This is a genomic window from Enterobacter cloacae complex sp. 2022EL-00788, assembly GCF_026627565.1.
GTDB lineage: Bacteria > Pseudomonadota > Gammaproteobacteria > Enterobacterales > Enterobacteriaceae > Enterobacter > Enterobacter pasteurii.
Window position 1 is genome coordinate 40,667 of record NZ_JAPNMC010000001.1, and the last position, 16,459, is coordinate 57,125.

The window sequence follows — 16,459 nt, forward strand, 5'->3', positions numbered from 1 at the left end:
CCTTTGGGGAGAGGGCTGGGGTGAGGGACAATAGTTAAATCGAAGTACGACGATAGCTGCGGTATTCCGGCATCCAGAAGTTATCGTCGATGGCCTGCTGCAGCGCGTCGGCCGAGGTTTTCACCGCAACTCCCTGCTGCTGCGCCATTTTGCCCACCGCGAACGCGATGGCGCGGGACACCTTGTGAATGTCCTTAAGCTCAGGCAGCACCAGTCCTTCACCGTTGTTCACCAGCGGAGAGTGGCCAGCCAGCGTTTCGCTTGCTGACATCAGCATTTCGTCGGTGATGCGGGACGCGCCGGAAGCGATCACCCCCAGACCAATTCCCGGGAAGATGTAGGAGTTGTTGCACTGGGCGATAGGGTACAGCTTGTCCTTCCACACTACCGGATCAAACGGACTGCCGGTGGCGACCAGCGCGTTGCCTTCGGTCCAGGCGATGATGTCCTGCGGCGTGGCTTCCACGCGTGACGTCGGGTTCGACAGCGGCATCACGATTGGTCGCTCGCAGTGCTTGTGCATCTCGCGAATGATCTCTTCCGTGAAGAGGCCGGTCTGCCCGGACACGCCGATCAGAATATCCGGCTTCACGTTGCGCACCACGTCCAGCAGAGAGAGCACTTCGTTATCGGTATCCCAGTTCTTCAGGTTCTCGCGCTTCTGCACCAGCTTGGTCTGGAACGGCAGCAGGTTCGGCATACCGTCGGTCAGCAGGCCGAAACGGTCAACCATAAAGACGCGGGAGCGGGCCAGCTCTTCACTCAGCCCTTCGCGCTGGGTCTGGGCAATAATTTGTTCGGCGATGCCGCATCCGGCGGAGCCTGCGCCAAGGAAGACAATTTTCTGATAGCTGAGCTGGCTGCCCGCCGCGCGGCTCGCGGCGATCAGCGTACCGACGGTTACCGCCGCGGTGCCCTGAATATCGTCGTTGAACGAGCAAATCTCATCGCGGTAGCGGTTCAACAGCGGCATGGCGTTTTTCTGCGCGAAGTCTTCAAACTGGAGCAGCACGTCCGGCCAGCGGTGCTTCACGGCCTGAATGAAATCATCAACAAACTGATAGTACTCGTCGTCGGTAACGCGCGGATGGCGCCAGCCCATGTACAGCGGATCGTTCAGCAGCTGCTGGTTGTTGGTTCCCACGTCCAGCACCACCGGCAGGGTGTAGGCCGGGCTGATGCCGCCGCAGGCGGTGTAGAGCGAGAGCTTACCGATAGGAATACCCATCCCGCCAATGCCCTGGTCGCCGAGGCCCAGAATACGTTCGCCATCGGTCACCACGATCACCTTGATGTTGTGGTTAGGCACGTTTTGCAGGATGTCGTCCATGTTGTGACGGTTCTGGTAGGAGATGAACACGCCGCGGGAGCGGCGGTAGATTTCAGAGAAACGTTCACACGCCGCGCCGACCGTTGGGGTGTAGATGACGGGCATCATCTCTTCGAGATGGTTCTGCACCAGGCGGTAGAAGAGGGTTTCGTTGGTGTCCTGGATATTGCGCAGGTAGATGTGCTTATCAATTTCGGTTTTGAAGCCCTGATACTGGATCCAGGCACGTTCTGCCTGTTCTTCAATGGTTTCAACCACTTCTGGCAGCAGGCCCAGCAGGTTAAAGCTGCTGCGCTCTTCCATGCTGAAGGCGCTGCCTTTGTTCAGAAGTGGAAACTCCAGTAGAACCGGACCGGCGTAAGGAATATAAAGGGAACGATGTTTTTTCAGTTTGTTGTCCATGTCACTCACTCTTTTTAAGAAGAACCGTCCCTGACACTGCTGTTTGTCATCTTTCTGGCGTGCGCTGCGGGCTGCGGTCGGGGGGTATTATAAAGGAGCTAAATGTTAATTACCGCAACACATAAACAAAAACACCACCGGGATTACCGATGGTGTCGTGAATGTCGTGCCGGAACTTACTTGCCGGTCTGGCGTTTCCTGCCGGTGGCGTGGGTCACCTGCGTTTCGCTACCCCCTTCAATAACCACCTTACGCTGGTTAGAGAGTTTGTAGTTCAGTCCCAGAAGATGGCGTGCCTGACGGTTCGATTTCATGTTAACTCCTCAATCCTGTTGATAGTTTTAAGGACAAGTTTGCTTCCGCAAACGAAATGTAACCCCTTAGGTTGCAGATCCAGCTTAGCAGGTTTTTACAAAGGTGCCCTTTGCCCGCTGACGACGTAGTTAATGGTTTGCTGGTAGATGTCACTGAGGATGTCATTGTCCGTGGCTTCCACCCACCTGGTCAGTTCCATCAAAATGTCATCTTCAGTTACAACACCGTGCTCGGCGTGAAGACCCTGTGCAATCGCGTTAACGAGTTCAGGTTGTGCTGCTGTGGTATGTGCCGGGTAATAAGTAAACATGCTGCCTCCGTGTCGTTCTCTGTTTAATGTTACGGCGTGCAAAATCTTAATTCACATTCAGAGTGACAAATATTTTTGCCGTTGTGGCTCAGATTCGTCCTGGAAATAAAAATATCACATCCCGTAGCACAGAAATAAAATTTAGGGTTTCCAGCGGCGTAAATTAGTTGTTTTTTCATAAGGCATTGGGGAAGGCCATGAGATCAATTCCACAATGCTGCCCCATGGCGTTTGACCATAGCAGAAAGCATTCCCTTCACCCTGTTCATCCGGAAAAGAAAGCGGCTTCGGCTTAGTAAACATCTCACCACCGGCAGCGGTAAATGCCGCTATGGCGTGTTCAAAATCATCAACATAAACAGCAAAATGCTGCAAGCCGAAGTCGCTGGCACGGGCGGGCATGCCCTGTTCTGGGCCGTGCATTTCAAAGAGTTCTATACCGGGCCCGTGGGGCATGGCGAGCATGCGGATGGCGCGGATTTTTGTGCCGGGGAAGAGCCTTAAGGTGTGTTGCTGGGCAGACTGGTCAATATTATCGGTTTCAGCATCGACAGAGTGATATAAAACCCGCGCGCCGAAAGCCTGTTCAAAAAATAAGGTGGCTTTTTCAATGTCGGGCACCGTAATACCAATATGGTCGATGCCCCTTACTGACGACTTCATATATATCTCCTGCTATAAAAAAGTAAATATAGCAGGAGATAATCAGGTTATTACCACTTCATTTCGCCGGTGTTTACTTTGGCGCTCAGCTCCAGCGAGCTCGCTTCAGCCAGCTCCGGCCACTGTTTTTTCATCGTGCTGATTACGCCAGCTGAATCCTTATGTGAGGTGAGGGCCTGTTCAAACTGCTGAAGATAGCGGCGGGTAAAGTCGATAGCGCCCGTTCCCGCAGGCGGTGTTCCCAGGTAGTGGCCCGGGATCACGCGCTCTGGCTTAAGCGCCGCCATGTTATCCAGCGTCTGCTGCCACTGCTGGCGGCTCGCTTTGGTCTGGGTGTCTGCCGTCCAGACGTGAATGCCCCACGAAACGCCGGTACCGCCGAGGATAGTTTTCGCGGACGGGATCCAGACGTACGCCGCGTAGCTTTCAGGCTCTTCAATGTTGACCCGCTCACCGTCAATCATGAAGGTGGTGGACGCAATCACCTGCGGCACGACAAGCCGGGTCGGCGCGCCGTCTTTCATCTGCGGTCCCCAGAAGGCGAGCTTGGCGTCCTTAGTGGCCCTGATGTGGTCCACCACCTGCTGCGTGGCCACCACTTTGGCGTTCGGGAAGGCTTTCACCAGCGGCTGCAGGCCGAAGTAGAAATCAGGATCGCCGGAAGTGATGACGATCTTATTCAGCGTTTTTCCGCTGCGGCGAATTTTCTCCACCAGCGCCTCGCCGTCCTTTACGCTGAACTGCGCGTCAAACAGTACCGCCTCTTTCGGGCCGGAAACGAGCGTGGAGGAGACGGCAAAAATGCCCTTTTCCTGCGGGTTATAGGTATCGATGGTTAACGGCGCGGCAAACGCAGCCGGAGCGAAAAGCGTACACAGCATAGCAAGGCGGGCGATCTTCATAGTCTTATGTCTGTTCTTCAGGAAAGTCTCTATTGTACGGATCTTTGCATTTGCCAGAATTCCTGAAACAGGAGATGCTTAGTTTCATAAATCGAGCAAATGGAGGTCAGAATGGATCGCGTCATTGCCGCCCAGGTGTACAACCGCATCTGCGAGCTGGGAAGTTTGAGCGCGGCGGCACGGGCTTTGGGGATCTCCCGCCCGATGGTAAGCCGCTACCTTGAACAGATGGAAAAGTGGGCCGGCGCGCGGCTGGTAAACCGCTCCACCCGCAAGCTGACGCTGACGGCGGCGGGGGAAAAGGTGCTCCAGAAAACGCGCACGCTCTCGCAAATTTCCCAGGAAATTGAAGGTCAGTCGGTGAAGGATTCGCCTTCCGGCACGCTGCGTGTCGCCTGCGCGCACTTCACCGCCACCCAGCTTATCGCCCCGATACTGCCTGACCTGCTGCAGCGCTACCCGCAGCTGCGCGTTGAGCTGGACGTGAATAACCATCCCGTGAGCCTGGTGGGGGAGCGGATCGACGTGGCGATCCGCATCACCGATAGCCCCGAGCCGGGCATGATTGCCCGCAGGCTGGGGGAGTGTCGGTCCGTGCTGTGCGCCTCGCCGCGCTACCTTGCAGCCCGGGGCGTCCCCGGGCGGCTGGAGGATCTGGCGCAGCACAACTGCCTGCACTACAGCTTCTTTGCCGGGCAGTCGTGGCGTTTTATTTCGCCTGAAGGCGAGACGATTTCGACGGCCGTCAGCGGCAACCTCAGCGCCAGCATCTCGTCCCTGCTGATGGAGGCGGCGATAAACCACTGCGGCATCGCTATGCTGCCCGAACGTGAGGCCGACGCGGCGCTACGGCAGGGCAGCCTGGTGCCGGTGCTTAACGCCTATACGCCAAAACCGATCGCTATTTTTGGCATTTATCAGTCGCGTGACTACCAGCCTGCGGCGCAGCGCGTGTTTCTTGACGCGCTGGCGAACGGCCTTGCGTCGCGATCGGACTAGTCTGTCTTCCCTGCAAAACGGATTAGGCGTCCTATACTTAACCCTTTGTAAGCCAAAAGGAGAGCAATAATGACGATTCATAAGCACGGTTCAGCACACTGGTCTGGCGACATTAAGCGCGGGAAAGGCACGGTATCGACGGAAAGCGGCGTCCTTAACCAGCAACCTTACGGCTTTAACACCCGTTTTGAGGGCGAAAAAGGGACAAACCCGGAAGAGCTGATTGGCGCAGCGCACGCGGCCTGTTTCTCAATGGCGCTATCGCTGATGCTGGGCGAAGCGGGCTATACCGCAGACTCCATTGATACCACGGCGGATGTCTCTCTGGATAAAACCGACGGCGGTTTTGCCATCAGCAAGGTCGCGCTGCAAAGCAAGGTGACTGTACCGGGTATCGATCCGCAGCAGTTTGACGGCATCATCCAGAAAGCGAAGGCGGGCTGTCCGGTTTCGCAGCTGCTCAAGGCCGAAATCACCCTGGACTATAAGCTCAACTGATCGCAGCCGGGCATCCGCCCGGCTCATTTTAACCGTTACGCCAGCAGCGCACCCGCGTGCTCCCCGATGGGGCCAGCAGCGCCTGCGGCTGCTCACATCCCTTCGCCGCCAGCGGGCAGCGGTCCCGGAAATAGCACCCTACGGGCAGATTTCGATTGCCGGGCAGATCGGTCTTTCTGAGCGCCAGCGCTTCATCGAGCGGTTCACCGGTGCGGGGAACGGAGTCAAGCAGCAGTTGCGTATAGGGATGGCGGGGATGGTTCAGCACCCGATCCGTCGTACCCAGCTCCACGATTTGCCCCAGATACATCACCGCCACGCGGTCGCTCATGTGCCGGACCACCGAAACGTTATGCGAGATCAGCACAAACGTCAGGTTTCGCTCCCGTTGCAGGGTGACCAGCAAGTTGAGGATCTGCGCCTGAACGGAAATATCCAGCGCGCTGGTGGGTTCATCCAGCACGATAATGTCCGGGTTTGAAGAGAGGGCTCGGGCAATGGCGATGCGCTGGCGCTGTCCGCCGGAAAAGGCGTGCGGGAGGCGGTCAAGGTATTCCGGTCGGATCCCCACCTGCTGCGCCAGCTCCGCGGCCAGCTGGCGACGTTCCCGCTCGCTGCGTCGCTGCTGGATCCACACCGGTTCGGTGATGATGCGCCAGACGGGCAGCCGCGGATCGAGAGACGAAAGCGGATCCTGAAACACCATCTGCATGCCGCCCGCCCCGTTCGCGCGCTGGCAGGCACCGGCGCTCGGTTTGAGCATGCCCATCAGCAGCTGTGCCATGGTGCTCTTGCCGCAGCCAGATTCCCCCACAATGCCCAGCGTTTCGCCGCGATGGATCTGCAAATCGAGGCCGTTGAGGGCGTGCACCCGTTCCGTCACGCGCCCCAGCCAGTTTTTACGCGCCGGAAAGTTCACGTGCACGTCATCCAGTTCAAGCAGTATTTCAGACATGGCGCGACTCCTGTTGTGGATACCAGCAGGCGGCCTGCTGGCCCTCCGCGCCCGTCGACAGCAGGGGCGGCGTTTCGCCGCACTTCGCACCGGCCGCAAAGCAGCGCTCGCGGAAGGCACATCCTCGCGGCAGGTGGCTGAGGTTCGGCACCGTGCCGGGAATGGCCGGAAGTATTTCACGCGGCTCGCCGTTTTCCGGGGCGCAGCGCAGCAGGCCAATCGAGTAAGGGTGAACCGGACGCTGAATCAGGGCCCGGGTGCTGCCGCTTTCGATAACGCTGCCCGCGTACATGACGTACATACGGTCGCATAGCTGAGACACCACCGCCATGTCGTGGCTGATAAACAGCACCGACGTCCCGCTGGCGCGGGCCTTATGCTTCAGCAGGCGCAGCACCTGGAGCTGCACGGTGACGTCCAGCGCGGTGGTCGGTTCATCGGCGATGATAAGCTCCGGCTCGCAGGAGAAGGCGAGGGCGATCATCACCCGCTGGCGCATGCCGCCGGATAGCTCAAACGGATAGCGCTCCATCACCTGCGCCGCATCCGGGATTTGCATCTCGCCCAGCAGGGAGATTGCCTTCTGCTGTGCCTCGCGGCGGGAAAGCGGCTGATGCTGGCGAATAACCTCCACCATCTGCTTCCCGATTCGCCGCGTGGGATTGAGCGCCGTCATCGGCTCCTGGAATATCATCGCCACCTTTGCGCCGCGCCACTGGCGGAGCTGTTTTTCCGACGCGTTCAGCACGTCTTCACCGAGAAGCGTGATGCGTCCGTGGTGTACGCGATAGCTGCCTTCCGGCAGCAGACGCATCGCCAGCATCGCGGTGACCGATTTCCCCGAGCCGGATTCGCCCACCACGCCGACAATTTCGCCCCGGCCAATCTCCAGCGAGACGTGGTTAAGCGCGTGAACCTCACCGCGAAAAATGGGGAAGCTCAGGTGCAAATCTTCAATCGATAATACGGCATCACTCATGACTGCCTCCCTCCTGATTTAGGATCCAGCAGGTCGCGCAGACCGTCGCCGAACAGATTAAACCCGACCGCCGTGATCAGGATTGCCGCCCCCGGAAACGCGCAATACCACCACTGGTCGAGCACGTAGTTACGGCCCACGGCCACCATCGCCCCCCATTCGGCGGTAGGCTGCTGCGCGCCCAGCCCAATAAAGCCCAGCGTGGCGGCCATCAGGATCGCGCTGCCGATATCCAGCGAGGCCTGCACGACCAGCGGCGGCAGGGCGTTACGCAGGATATGCCAGGCGATCAGGTGCCAGCGCGATGCGCCAAAGGTGCGTGCGGCCTGCACGTAGGTAAACTGGCGCACCACCAGCGTCTGCCCGCGCGCCAGCCGCACGTAAAACGGAATGCGCACGATCGCAATCGCCAGCATGGCGTTAAACAGGCTTGGGCCGAGCGCGGCGGCCAGCGCCATCGTCAGCACCAGCGAGGGGATTGAGAGCATAACGTCCATGATGCGCATGATAACGGCGTCGCCGCGCCCGCCGAGCACGCCGGACAGGCAGCCGAGCAGGGAGCCAATACCGCCCGCTATCGCCACCACCGCCAGACCCGCCGTGATGGACTGCTGGCTGCCCACCAGCACGCGGCTGAACAGATCCCGGCCCACCTCATCGGTGCCAAACCAGTGCTGTGCCGACGGGGCCTGCAGGCGCGCGGTCAGATCCAGCGCGTTCGGATCGTGCGGCACAATCCAGGGCGAGACGACCATCAGCAGCAGCATCAGGATCATAATTACGCCGCCGGCCAGCGTGAGCGGGCTTTTTCGCAACGTCCAGAACAGTTTTGCCCAGCTGACGCGCCGTTTTGCGGTGCTGACGGGCACGGGCGTTTCCTGAGTTAACATCATTCGGCACCTCCGCGCCCGATTCGCGGGTCGATCCACAGGTACAGCAGATCCACCACCAGATTAACGAAGACATACGCCAGCGATACCACGACCGCGAAGCCCATGACGGCGGGGAAGTCCAGCGCCTGAATGGAGGTCACCACCCAGGCACCCATTCCCGGCCAGGCAAACACGGTTTCGGTAAGCACCGCCCCGTACAGCAGATCGCCCAGCGCCAGGCCAAGCACGGTTATGGAGGGGATCATGGCGTTGGGTAAGGCATAGCGCAGCACGATGTACCAGCCCGGCAGCCCGCTGGCGCGGGCGGTACGAATGTAATCCTCGCTCAGCTGCTCCAGCATCGCGGAGCGCACCTGACGCGCCACAATCCCCAGGTGCACGAAAGCCAGGGTCAGGGAGGGCAAAATCAGGTGCTGAAGGGCATTGAAAAACACCTCGCCGTTGCCTTCCAGCAGGGCGTCCAGCAGATAAAAGCCGGTGACGTGGGCGGGCGGGTCGAGCCAGTCGTCCAGCCTGCCGCCGCCGGGCAGGATCTGCAGCTGGCCGTAGAACAGGACGATAACCCCCAGCCCCAGCCAGAAGGCGGGGGTTGAGATGCCGGTCATCGCCATCAGCCGCACCAGATGATCCAGCCAGCGGTTACGGTATACCGCCGATAAAATGCCCAGCGGCACGCCGGCCATCAGCGCCAGCAGGAGGGAGCAGAAGGCCAGCTCCAGCGTGGCGGGAAAGAAGGCCTTCAAATCTTCCGCAACGGGGCGTCCGGTGCGTATGGACGTGCCTAAATCGCCGTGTGCCAGCGCCTCAACATAGCGACCAAACTGGATATAGAGCGGCCTGTCCAGCCCCAGCTGCTGGCGGATGCCCTGCACGATGTCGTCGCTGGCGCGATCGCCGGCCAGCAGGCGGGCCGGATCGCCGGGGATCAGGTGTGAAATAATAAAGGTAATAATGCAGACACCGGCCACCACCAGGATTAATCCCCAGCAGCGCTGGCGCACGATGCTCCAGAACGTCATACGCTTCCCCCCGGCGTGGGCCGTTACTTACTCATGGTGGCGATGTTAAAGACCTGCTCAAGCATCGGATTAAAGGTGAAGCCTTTGACCTCTTTGTTCATCGCCAGCTGGTAGTTCTTCTGGAACAGATAAACGTAAGCCGCCTCGTCAATGACCACCTTTTGCGCCTGCTGGTAGCTGCGGGCGCGCTCCGCCTGGTCCGTGGTTTTCAGCGCTGCCTGCAGTAGCGCGTCAACTTCCTTGTTCTCATAGAACGAGCGGTTGCCCGGCAGCCCCTTTTTGTCCGACTCGAACCAGTAGTTCATAAACATGTACGGGTCGGCGAAGTCCGGGCTCCAGTTGCCGATGGCAATGTCATAGTCGCCTTTGCCCACGCGGTCGCGCATGGTGGCGTTGGCCAGTTTCTCCAGCCTGACGTTAATGCCCAGCTTGCCGAGGCTCGCCTGGGTGGAGAGGGCGATGGGCTCCCAGTTCGGGTCGTTATCCGAGTAAAGGAACGTCAGGCTGGCCGGTTTGTCTTTCACCTTTTCCAGCGCCGCCCTGGCCTTGGCTTCGTCAAAGCTGTACTGCATGGCGTTCGCATCGAAGCCCCACATGCCGTCCGGGATCGGGCCGCGCATCTGTTTGCCGTTCCCGCTGAGAATGCCTTTCACCATCCCCTGATAATCGGTCGCCCAGGAGACCGCGCGGCGCAATTCCACCTGATTCATCGGGGCCTTACCGTTGTTAAGATAGAGATAGGTCACGCGCAGGGACGGATACTCCGCCACGGCCACTTTGCCTTCCTGCTTCAGGGCGGCAAGCTGATCCACCGGCAGCGCGTCGGCTATGTCCAGATCGCCACGGGAAAGCTGAAGGCGACGCGACGCGCTTTCGCCAATAATTTTCACCGCTACGCGCTTAAAGTGCGGCTTTTCGCCCGGCCAGTGCGGGTTAGGCACCATTACCAGCTGCTGACCCTTGCGCCAGCTTTTCAGCATAAACGGGCCGGAACCGGCGGTGTTTTGCGCCAGGAAACCGCGAGCATCGTCGGCGGCATTGGCCTTCAGCACCGCCGGGTTGACGATCGACGCGCCGTCGTTGGCCAGCGTATACAGGAACGGGGCAAACGGCTGGCTGAGGGTGAACTTCACGGTGTGCTCATCCACCGCTTCCACCTTTAAATCTTTCGGAAACGCCTCGGACGGCCCCTGGCCGATTTTCAGCAGGCGCTCAAACGACAGCTTGACCGCTTCGGCGGTTACCGGCGTGCCGTCGGAAAACCTTGCGTTATCCGCCAGGGTGAACGTCCACGCCTTCCGATCCTCCGAGGCGTTCCAGCCCGTCGCCAGATCGCCTTCCACCTCCGTGGTGCCCGGCTTGTATTTCACCAGCCTCTGGTAGGAGGGATAGGTCACCGTCCAGTCGTTATTGTCGATAGTTACCGCCGGATCGAGCGTTTGCGGGTCGGCGGCCTTGCCAATCACCAGCATATCTTTTGGCACAGCCGCCAGCGCGAGCGGGGCGCTCAGGGCGAGCGTAGCGGCAATCAGGGTCGTAAGCAGCGTTGTTTTCATGGCCGGGCTCCAGAATTAGAGTGAGTGTGTGGTCGTAAAACAGGCGAACTGGTCATCCAGCAGCGGATAGCCTGCGGCGTTCGGCAGTTCGAAATGCCACCACTCGCTGCTGATGCCCACAAAACCGCCGCCGGACATCACGGCGTTAAGAAGCAGCCGGTTGCGCTGCGCCTCGGGCGGTACGGAAGGGTGCCAGGCGTGGGAACGCTCGTGCATGTCGTCAAAGCCGGCCCCCATATCCAGCACGTTGTCGTGTTCGTCCATGAGCGTGACGTCAACGGCGGTGCCCCGGCTGTGGTTAGATCCAACCGCCACGTCCACCACGTATTCCGGATTCGGGCAGGCATCCCAGAGCTGCGCCTGCGCCTGCTGGGGGCGGTAGGCGTCGTAGACCACCAGCTTCAGTCCGGCCAGCGCGGCGATGCTGATGGCCTTTGCCAGCGCGGTGGCGGCATCCGTATGCAGCAGACACGTGGCCTGCTGGTAGATCGGGCGGCCGGTGATGTTGTCGGCGGTCGCGTATTTCAGATCGATATGCAGCGTGGGAAAGGTTTTCGCCACGTCAATCAGCTGATTCTCTTCGGGCATAGCTCCGCTCCTTTAGCGTTCGAATTGACCAAACTCTTGTTGTAACTGTCGGTTGATTGCCAGACGCTCCGGCAGCGCATCCCCCAGCGCCTCCACCACGCCCGACAGCAGCAGGTTGAACAGGCAGCTCACGGGCGCCAGCGAATCCCAGAAATGGCCGGTATCGGTCTTCACCTGGAGTAAATCAATCGGGTAATCACGCGCCCACGGGCACCAGATATCGGTGATCAGCGCCATCGGCAGCCCTTTTTCGCTCGCCACGCGGCAGTACTGACGGGCAATGGCGGAGTAGGCCCGGGTATCCGTCAGCACGATATACGGGTGCGCAAAGCCGGAGTTAAGCGACTCCACCCAGCTGCCGGAGAGCCCTTCGGAATAGCTCACGCGCGGGCGCAGATATTCAAGATGGCTGAAGAACGCGTTGGCGATCCCGCGCGTGGACTGGATCCCCAGCACGAAGACGGCGTCAGCATGGGTAAGCCGCTGAACGACCTGTCTGAACGTCTCGCTTTGCGCCAGCTGATAAACGTGGGCAATGGCATCCACCTCCAGCGAGAGGGAGTGCTGAACGCGATCCGACAGCGGCTGCTGCTGCTTCCAGGAGTCGAGGCGCTCGTTAATGCCCCAGGGCTGGCGGGGATCGCGCAGGCTTTTTTTGGCATCGTCCAGGTTGCGGTAGCCCAGCTTGCGCAGAAAGCGTCCGACGGTGATGCCGCTGGTAGCGGTTGCCAGCGCCACGCTCTCTGCCGTTTCAAACGGGATCTGCCCGGCGTGCGCCAGCATCCAGCTCGCCACCCGCTTTTCGCTCGGGGTGAGCTGGCTGAACGTCGCCTCGATACGGCCCAGCACCTCAGGTTTTGTCGTCATACCGCCTCGCTGTTAACCGGCTGTCAAAGTCCCGATGTTTGTTACCTGATTAACAATGCAGGATGCGTGCCATACTCACACTGCGGCGAAAGCGCGCTGTGCTGCAAAGTTAATGCAATATTTAATTAACGAATGAACAACATTTGTGCAGCGTAGTTCACTTTTGGTGCAGCGCAGGATCTGACGGCTATCTATTTAGTGAATACGTCAGTCTCTTCACATTTTTTGGTAAGATGGCGGCACTATGCACAAGAGAGGGAGCCTCACATGGCGAATTTGCCCTGGCGGGTCAGCGTGCGCCTGATGGCTCTCGCAAAAAAACTGGCGATCGTCGTCGGGATCGTTCTGATCGTGCTGCTTGCGGTGCGCGTATATCTTTCACAGCAGGGGCCGGCGCTGCATTCGTGGCACACCTGGCGGGCAGACGAGATGTCCGTGAGCGAGATGGACAACGCAAGCTTTGCGCAGTACCTCACGCGTGAAAATGCCATCTTCAGCGATCTCGATAGCGAGGTGACGGCGAAAGCAACGGCGGAGGAGCGCACGCCGCTTAACCGCTACTACCGCCAGAGCCTGGTGTGGCCCGGCCAGTTTTCCCCGGATGCCAACCGATCCTTTGTCCTGAAGCCTGACGGAAAACCGCGCGGGGCGGTGGTGCTGCTGCACGGGCTGACGGATTCTCCCTACAGCGTCAGGCATCTGGCCCTGCATTATCAAACCCGCGGCTTCGTGGCCGTGGTCCCTCGCTTGCCCGGTCACGGCACCGCGCCCGGCGCGCTGACGGACGTTGACTGGGAGGCGTGGCTGGCGGCAACGCGTCTGGCGGTGCGCGAGGCGACGCGCCTGGCGGGTAACGATGTTCCCCTGCACCTGGTGGGCTACTCCAACGGCGGGGCGCTGGCGATGAAATATGCCCTCGACTCGCTTGATGCGCCTGAACTGCGCAAGCCTCAGCAGATCGTTTTGCTCTCGCCGATGATTGGCGTCACGGCATTTGCCCGCTTTGCCGGGTTCGCCGGGCTGCCGGCCATGCTGCCGGCGTTTGCCAAAGCCGCGTGGCTCAACGTTTCGCCCGAATACAATCCTTACAAATACAACTCGTTTCCGGTGAACGCGGCGCGCCAGTCGTGGCTGTTGACCCAGGCGCTGCATGAGCAGATCGGCCGCGCCGCCCGGGAACACCGGCTGGCGCAGCTGCCGCCGGTTCTCGCGTTCCAGTCGATCATGGATTCAACGGTCAGTACCCGCGCGGTGGTCACCGGGCTGTTTGACCAGCTCCCGGCTAACGGCAGCGAGCTGGTGGTTATTGACATCAACCAGGCCGGGAGCTTTCGCCCGCTGTTTAAGCCCGCCTCCTGGACCGCGCTGGCCGACCTGCTGCCCGATGCTCGCAGGCGTTACAGTGTCACCGTTATCACCAACGCCAGCGCCGACAGTTATCAGACGGTCGCGAAAACGACGCCCGCGGGAAGCACGCGGGAGACGGCGATCCCGCTGCCGGTTACCTATCCGCGCGAGGTCTACTCTCTGTCGCACGTTGCCATTCCGTTCCCTCCCGATGACGATCTTTATGGCCGCCAGCCTGCGATAAAAAATCACTATGGTATTAGCCTCGGGACCATTGCCCTGTGGGGGGAGACCTCGGTGCTGAGCGTCGGCAAAGATGCGCTGATGCGCGTGACGTCAAACCCGTTCTACGACTATATGCAGGCGCGTATCGACAGCCGTATCGGGGATTAGTAGTTCCGGCGCGGAATAGATTAGGTCACGCCGTGGAACTGTGTTAAACAGTACGGTTCAGGCGTATACCTCATATCGGACCCCGTTTCTGTGCTGACAACTCTCATTTATCGAAGCCAGCTGAGCTTAACCTGCACCGTTGCAGAGTTAAGCGCGCTGGTTGAACAGGCCAGGATCCGCAACACGGAGCAGGGCATCTCCGGCATTCTTCTCTCCAGCGGCCGGGACGTTTTGCAAATTCTCGAAGGGACAGAAGAGAACGTGGTCGCGCTTTTTAAGACCATTCGCGAAGACAGCCGCCATCACGGCGTGGTCGAGCTGATGCGCGATTACGGTCCGCGCAGGCGTTTCGACAATGTTGGAATGCTGCTGTTTGACATTCAGGCCCGAACCCGGAAGGCGGTTCTGGAGTCGGTACTGCACTACAGCAAGCTGGAAAGCTATCTTACGTCTGACGATCGGGTGTTTAAATTCATCCAGACGTTTATCGTCGGCAAATCCTCTCCTCAACCGACGGCACAGTATGAACCCGAAAAATGGACGCTCTCGCGGGAAGGTACGCCGTTCGGCAACGGGTTAGGCCTGTTGGCGGGTCAGACCTGCCAGTTTGCGCTGCAGCCGATTATCGAGCCGTCCGAGGGCAAAATTAGCTCTCTTGAGGCCCTCATTCGCGGCAACGATGGCGGCAGCCCGGAGCAGTTCTTCTGTACGCTCGACCCCTCGCGGATCTACGAAACCGACCTGCAAACCAAGGCCTGGACCTTCGCGCTGGCAGAAAAGCTGGGCATTGGCAGCCACAAGCTGGCCGTCAACCTGCTGCCGATGTCGCTGGTTAACGTTCCCGGTGCGGTAGCGTTTCTGGTGGCGCAGATAAAAAAGCACGGCCTTCAGCCCGAGCAGGTGGTCATCGAAGTGACCGAAAGCGAAATGATTTCCGGGTTCAACCAGTTTAACAGCGCCATTAAGCAGCTCCGCGCGGAGGGGGTCGGGCTGGCCATAGATGATTTCGGTTCCGGCTATGCCGGGCTGTCGCTGCTTACCCGGTTCCAGCCGGACAAGCTCAAAATCGACAGGGAGATCGTCAGCGATATCCACCTGAGCGGGCCAAAGCAGGCGATTGTTAAGTCGATAGTCAGCTGCTGTACCGATCTGGAAATTACCCTGGTGGCGGAAGGCATCGAGAAGATTGAAGAGTGGTGCTGGCTTGAATCCGCCGGCATTCGCCGCTTTCAGGGCTTTTTGTTCTCACGTCCGCAGCTGAATGGCGTGGGCGACATTTACTGGCCTCACCTGAAGCGATAAGCAAAATTTCCCCACGCTTATTTCCCGGACCTGTCACCTGTGCTTAAATAGCTAAACCGGTTTAACAAAATTTAGCTAAGAAGGTGATATGGATACAATCTGGGTACTTGGCGATGCGGTAGTGGATCTTCTGCCGGACGGCGAGGGTAGACTGCTGCAGTGTCCTGGCGGGGCGCCGGCCAACGTCGCGGTGGGCGTCGCCCGTCTGGGCGGGAAGAGCGCATTTATCGGCCGGGTGGGCGACGATCCCTTCGGACGCTTTATGCAGAAGACGCTGGCGGATGAGAAGGTTAATACGCAATGGATGCGTCTCGATCCGCAGCATCGCACCTCCACGGTGGTGGTTGACCTCGACGACCGCGGCGAGCGCTCCTTTACCTTTATGGTTCGCCCGAGCGCTGATTTATTCCTAGAATCCGCCGATCTCCCCGCCTTTCGCGCCGGGGAGTGGCTACACGTCTGCTCCATCGCGCTCAGCGCGGAACCCAGCCGTTCTGCCGCGTTTCAGGCGATGGCTGCCATCAGACAGGCCGGCGGGTTTGTCAGCTTCGATCCCAACATTCGCGCCGATCTGTGGCACGATGAAGTAGACCTGCGCGCGTGCCTTGAGCGGGCACTGGCCTGTGCCGACGTGGTGAAGCTCTCGGTTGAAGAACTGGCGTTTTTAACCGGAAACGCGCAGGTGGACGAGGGGCTGGCGGCGCTGATGCGCGGCTGTCGGGCACGGCTGGTGCTGGTGACGCAGGGAAAAGAGGGGGTTACCGCCTGGCAGAAAGGCGCGTTGAGGCACTATCCCGCTACCTCCGTTGAATGCGTTGATGCCACCGGCGCGGGGGATGCCTTCGTGGCCGGGCTGCTGTTCGGGCTGGCGCGCGAGGGAGACGCCGACCTCCCGGCCGTTATCGCGATCGCGCAGCGCTGCGGCGCGCTGGCGACCACCGCAAAGGGGGCAATGACCGCACTGCCGTACCTCCACGAGCTGTAATTTTCTCTCCTGGCCGCCGCCCGGCGGCCTGAACTGTCGCCTCGATCACACTTACTAAATCGGTTTAGCAAAAAACATTGCCGATCCAAAATTGCGCGGTTTAGTATCATCATCCTAAACCGGTTTAGCAATTTAGCACTTTCACCGACCTTTTCC

General features: G+C 59.6%; 17 protein-coding genes. 5 read left to right on the forward strand and 12 right to left on the reverse strand.

The genetic code is table 11. The features are described from left to right. Positions 1 to 34: 34 nt before the first annotated feature. The 5 genes from OWK27_RS00160 to OWK27_RS00180 form a co-directional block, all read right to left on the reverse strand. Positions 35 to 1,732 carry an NAD-dependent malic enzyme gene (locus tag OWK27_RS00160; protein ID WP_148419806.1) on the reverse strand — a complete coding sequence of 566 codons (1,698 nt, stop codon included), beginning with the start codon at positions 1,730 to 1,732 and terminating at the stop codon, positions 35 to 37. 176 nt (positions 1,733 to 1,908) lie between these two features. Continuing rightward, the gene (gene sra / locus OWK27_RS00165; RefSeq protein ID WP_148419807.1) at positions 1,909 to 2,046 is read right to left on the reverse strand and encodes a stationary-phase-induced ribosome-associated protein; all 138 of its coding nucleotides are present in this window, start codon (positions 2,044 to 2,046) and stop codon (positions 1,909 to 1,911) included. A 95-nt stretch (positions 2,047 to 2,141) separates the two neighbouring features. Beyond that, positions 2,142 to 2,357, reverse strand: a complete 216-nt coding sequence (gene bdm / locus OWK27_RS00170; protein WP_148419808.1) for a biofilm-dependent modulation protein — start codon at positions 2,355 to 2,357, stop codon at positions 2,142 to 2,144. A 141-nt stretch (positions 2,358 to 2,498) separates the two neighbouring features. Beyond that, a complete protein-coding gene (locus OWK27_RS00175; RefSeq protein WP_267589485.1) occupies positions 2,499 to 3,020 on the reverse strand; it encodes a VOC family protein in 522 nt (173 codons plus the stop codon). A gap of 50 nt (positions 3,021 to 3,070) precedes the next feature. Continuing rightward, positions 3,071 to 3,922: a Vmh family MBL fold metallo-hydrolase gene (locus OWK27_RS00180; protein ID WP_176610280.1), complete on the reverse strand. Its 852-nt coding sequence runs from the start codon at positions 3,920 to 3,922 to the stop codon at positions 3,071 to 3,073. Between the two features lie 111 nt (positions 3,923 to 4,033). Between OWK27_RS00180 and OWK27_RS00185 the strand changes: the two genes are divergently transcribed. Then, the gene (locus tag OWK27_RS00185; RefSeq protein WP_242172704.1) at positions 4,034 to 4,921 is read left to right on the forward strand and encodes a LysR family transcriptional regulator; all 888 of its coding nucleotides are present in this window, start codon (positions 4,034 to 4,036) and stop codon (positions 4,919 to 4,921) included. Between the two features lie 69 nt (positions 4,922 to 4,990). Beyond that, positions 4,991 to 5,419 (forward strand): OsmC family protein, encoded by a 429-nt coding sequence (locus tag OWK27_RS00190; RefSeq protein WP_063866672.1) that lies wholly within the window; start codon positions 4,991 to 4,993, stop codon positions 5,417 to 5,419. Positions 5,420 to 5,447: 28 nt separating this feature from the next. Here the strand turns inward: OWK27_RS00190 and OWK27_RS00195 are convergent, their stop codons facing one another. The 7 genes from OWK27_RS00195 to OWK27_RS00225 are packed head-to-tail and all read right to left on the reverse strand — an operon-like array spanning position 5,448 to position 12,276. Beyond that, positions 5,448 to 6,374, reverse strand: coding sequence for an oligopeptide/dipeptide ABC transporter ATP-binding protein (locus tag OWK27_RS00195; protein ID WP_267589486.1), 927 nt, complete (start codon positions 6,372 to 6,374; stop codon positions 5,448 to 5,450). Further along, the gene (locus tag OWK27_RS00200; protein WP_267589487.1) at positions 6,367 to 7,353 is read right to left on the reverse strand and encodes an ABC transporter ATP-binding protein; all 987 of its coding nucleotides are present in this window, start codon (positions 7,351 to 7,353) and stop codon (positions 6,367 to 6,369) included. The genes OWK27_RS00195 and OWK27_RS00200 overlap by 8 nt, the downstream gene beginning before the upstream one ends. After that, positions 7,350 to 8,246, reverse strand: coding sequence for a D,D-dipeptide ABC transporter permease (gene ddpC / locus OWK27_RS00205; protein ID WP_267589488.1), 897 nt, complete (start codon positions 8,244 to 8,246; stop codon positions 7,350 to 7,352). Before ddpC ends, OWK27_RS00200 begins: the two co-directional genes overlap by 4 nt. After that, positions 8,243 to 9,265 carry an ABC transporter permease gene (locus OWK27_RS00210; protein WP_148419815.1) on the reverse strand — a complete coding sequence of 341 codons (1,023 nt, stop codon included), beginning with the start codon at positions 9,263 to 9,265 and terminating at the stop codon, positions 8,243 to 8,245. The genes ddpC and OWK27_RS00210 overlap by 4 nt, the downstream gene beginning before the upstream one ends. A 23-nt stretch (positions 9,266 to 9,288) precedes the next feature. Beyond that, positions 9,289 to 10,821: an ABC transporter substrate-binding protein gene (locus OWK27_RS00215; protein WP_267589489.1), complete on the reverse strand. Its 1,533-nt coding sequence runs from the start codon at positions 10,819 to 10,821 to the stop codon at positions 9,289 to 9,291. A gap of 15 nt (positions 10,822 to 10,836) precedes the next feature. Further along, the gene (ddpX, locus tag OWK27_RS00220) at positions 10,837 to 11,409 is read right to left on the reverse strand and encodes a D-alanyl-D-alanine dipeptidase (RefSeq protein ID WP_148419817.1); all 573 of its coding nucleotides are present in this window, start codon (positions 11,407 to 11,409) and stop codon (positions 10,837 to 10,839) included. Between the two features lie 12 nt (positions 11,410 to 11,421). Beyond that, positions 11,422 to 12,276 carry a MurR/RpiR family transcriptional regulator gene (locus OWK27_RS00225; protein ID WP_148419818.1) on the reverse strand — a complete coding sequence of 285 codons (855 nt, stop codon included), beginning with the start codon at positions 12,274 to 12,276 and terminating at the stop codon, positions 11,422 to 11,424. Positions 12,277 to 12,543: 267 nt separating this feature from the next. On the opposite strand from OWK27_RS00225, the gene OWK27_RS00230 reads away from it, so the two are divergent. From OWK27_RS00230 to OWK27_RS00240, 3 genes are all read left to right on the forward strand, one after another. Then, positions 12,544 to 14,016 (forward strand): alpha/beta hydrolase, encoded by a 1,473-nt coding sequence (locus OWK27_RS00230; RefSeq protein WP_267589490.1) that lies wholly within the window; start codon positions 12,544 to 12,546, stop codon positions 14,014 to 14,016. A gap of 90 nt (positions 14,017 to 14,106) precedes the next feature. After that, entirely contained in the window at positions 14,107 to 15,318 is a 1,212-nt protein-coding gene (locus OWK27_RS00235; RefSeq protein WP_267589491.1) for a diguanylate phosphodiesterase, read from the forward strand. Between the two features lie 88 nt (positions 15,319 to 15,406). Next, entirely contained in the window at positions 15,407 to 16,303 is an 897-nt protein-coding gene (locus tag OWK27_RS00240) for an aminoimidazole riboside kinase (protein WP_267589492.1), read from the forward strand. Positions 16,304 to 16,459 lie beyond the last annotated feature (156 nt).

What these genes read in the sequence shown, in the direction of transcription:
- OWK27_RS00160 (WP_148419806.1), bottom strand. Translation starts at nt 1,732, where the DNA reads ATGGACAACAAACTGAAAAAACATCGTTCCCTTTATATTCCTTACGCC.
- sra (WP_148419807.1), bottom strand. Translation starts at nt 2,046, where the DNA reads ATGAAATCGAACCGTCAGGCACGCCATCTTCTGGGACTGAACTACAAA.
- bdm (WP_148419808.1), bottom strand. Translation starts at nt 2,357, where the DNA reads ATGTTTACTTATTACCCGGCACATACCACAGCAGCACAACCTGAACTC.
- OWK27_RS00175 (WP_267589485.1), bottom strand. Translation starts at nt 3,020, where the DNA reads ATGAAGTCGTCAGTAAGGGGCATCGACCATATTGGTATTACGGTGCCC.
- OWK27_RS00180 (WP_176610280.1), bottom strand. Translation starts at nt 3,922, where the DNA reads ATGAAGATCGCCCGCCTTGCTATGCTGTGTACGCTTTTCGCTCCGGCT.
- OWK27_RS00185 (WP_242172704.1), top strand. Translation starts at nt 4,034, where the DNA reads ATGGATCGCGTCATTGCCGCCCAGGTGTACAACCGCATCTGCGAGCTG.
- OWK27_RS00190 (WP_063866672.1), top strand. Translation starts at nt 4,991, where the DNA reads ATGACGATTCATAAGCACGGTTCAGCACACTGGTCTGGCGACATTAAG.
- OWK27_RS00195 (WP_267589486.1), bottom strand. Translation starts at nt 6,374, where the DNA reads ATGTCTGAAATACTGCTTGAACTGGATGACGTGCACGTGAACTTTCCG.
- OWK27_RS00200 (WP_267589487.1), bottom strand. Translation starts at nt 7,353, where the DNA reads ATGAGTGATGCCGTATTATCGATTGAAGATTTGCACCTGAGCTTCCCC.
- ddpC (WP_267589488.1), bottom strand. Translation starts at nt 8,246, where the DNA reads ATGATGTTAACTCAGGAAACGCCCGTGCCCGTCAGCACCGCAAAACGG.
- OWK27_RS00210 (WP_148419815.1), bottom strand. Translation starts at nt 9,265, where the DNA reads ATGACGTTCTGGAGCATCGTGCGCCAGCGCTGCTGGGGATTAATCCTG.
- OWK27_RS00215 (WP_267589489.1), bottom strand. Translation starts at nt 10,821, where the DNA reads ATGAAAACAACGCTGCTTACGACCCTGATTGCCGCTACGCTCGCCCTG.
- ddpX (WP_148419817.1), bottom strand. Translation starts at nt 11,409, where the DNA reads ATGCCCGAAGAGAATCAGCTGATTGACGTGGCGAAAACCTTTCCCACG.
- OWK27_RS00225 (WP_148419818.1), bottom strand. Translation starts at nt 12,276, where the DNA reads ATGACGACAAAACCTGAGGTGCTGGGCCGTATCGAGGCGACGTTCAGC.
- OWK27_RS00230 (WP_267589490.1), top strand. Translation starts at nt 12,544, where the DNA reads ATGGCGAATTTGCCCTGGCGGGTCAGCGTGCGCCTGATGGCTCTCGCA.
- OWK27_RS00240 (WP_267589492.1), top strand. Translation starts at nt 15,407, where the DNA reads ATGGATACAATCTGGGTACTTGGCGATGCGGTAGTGGATCTTCTGCCG.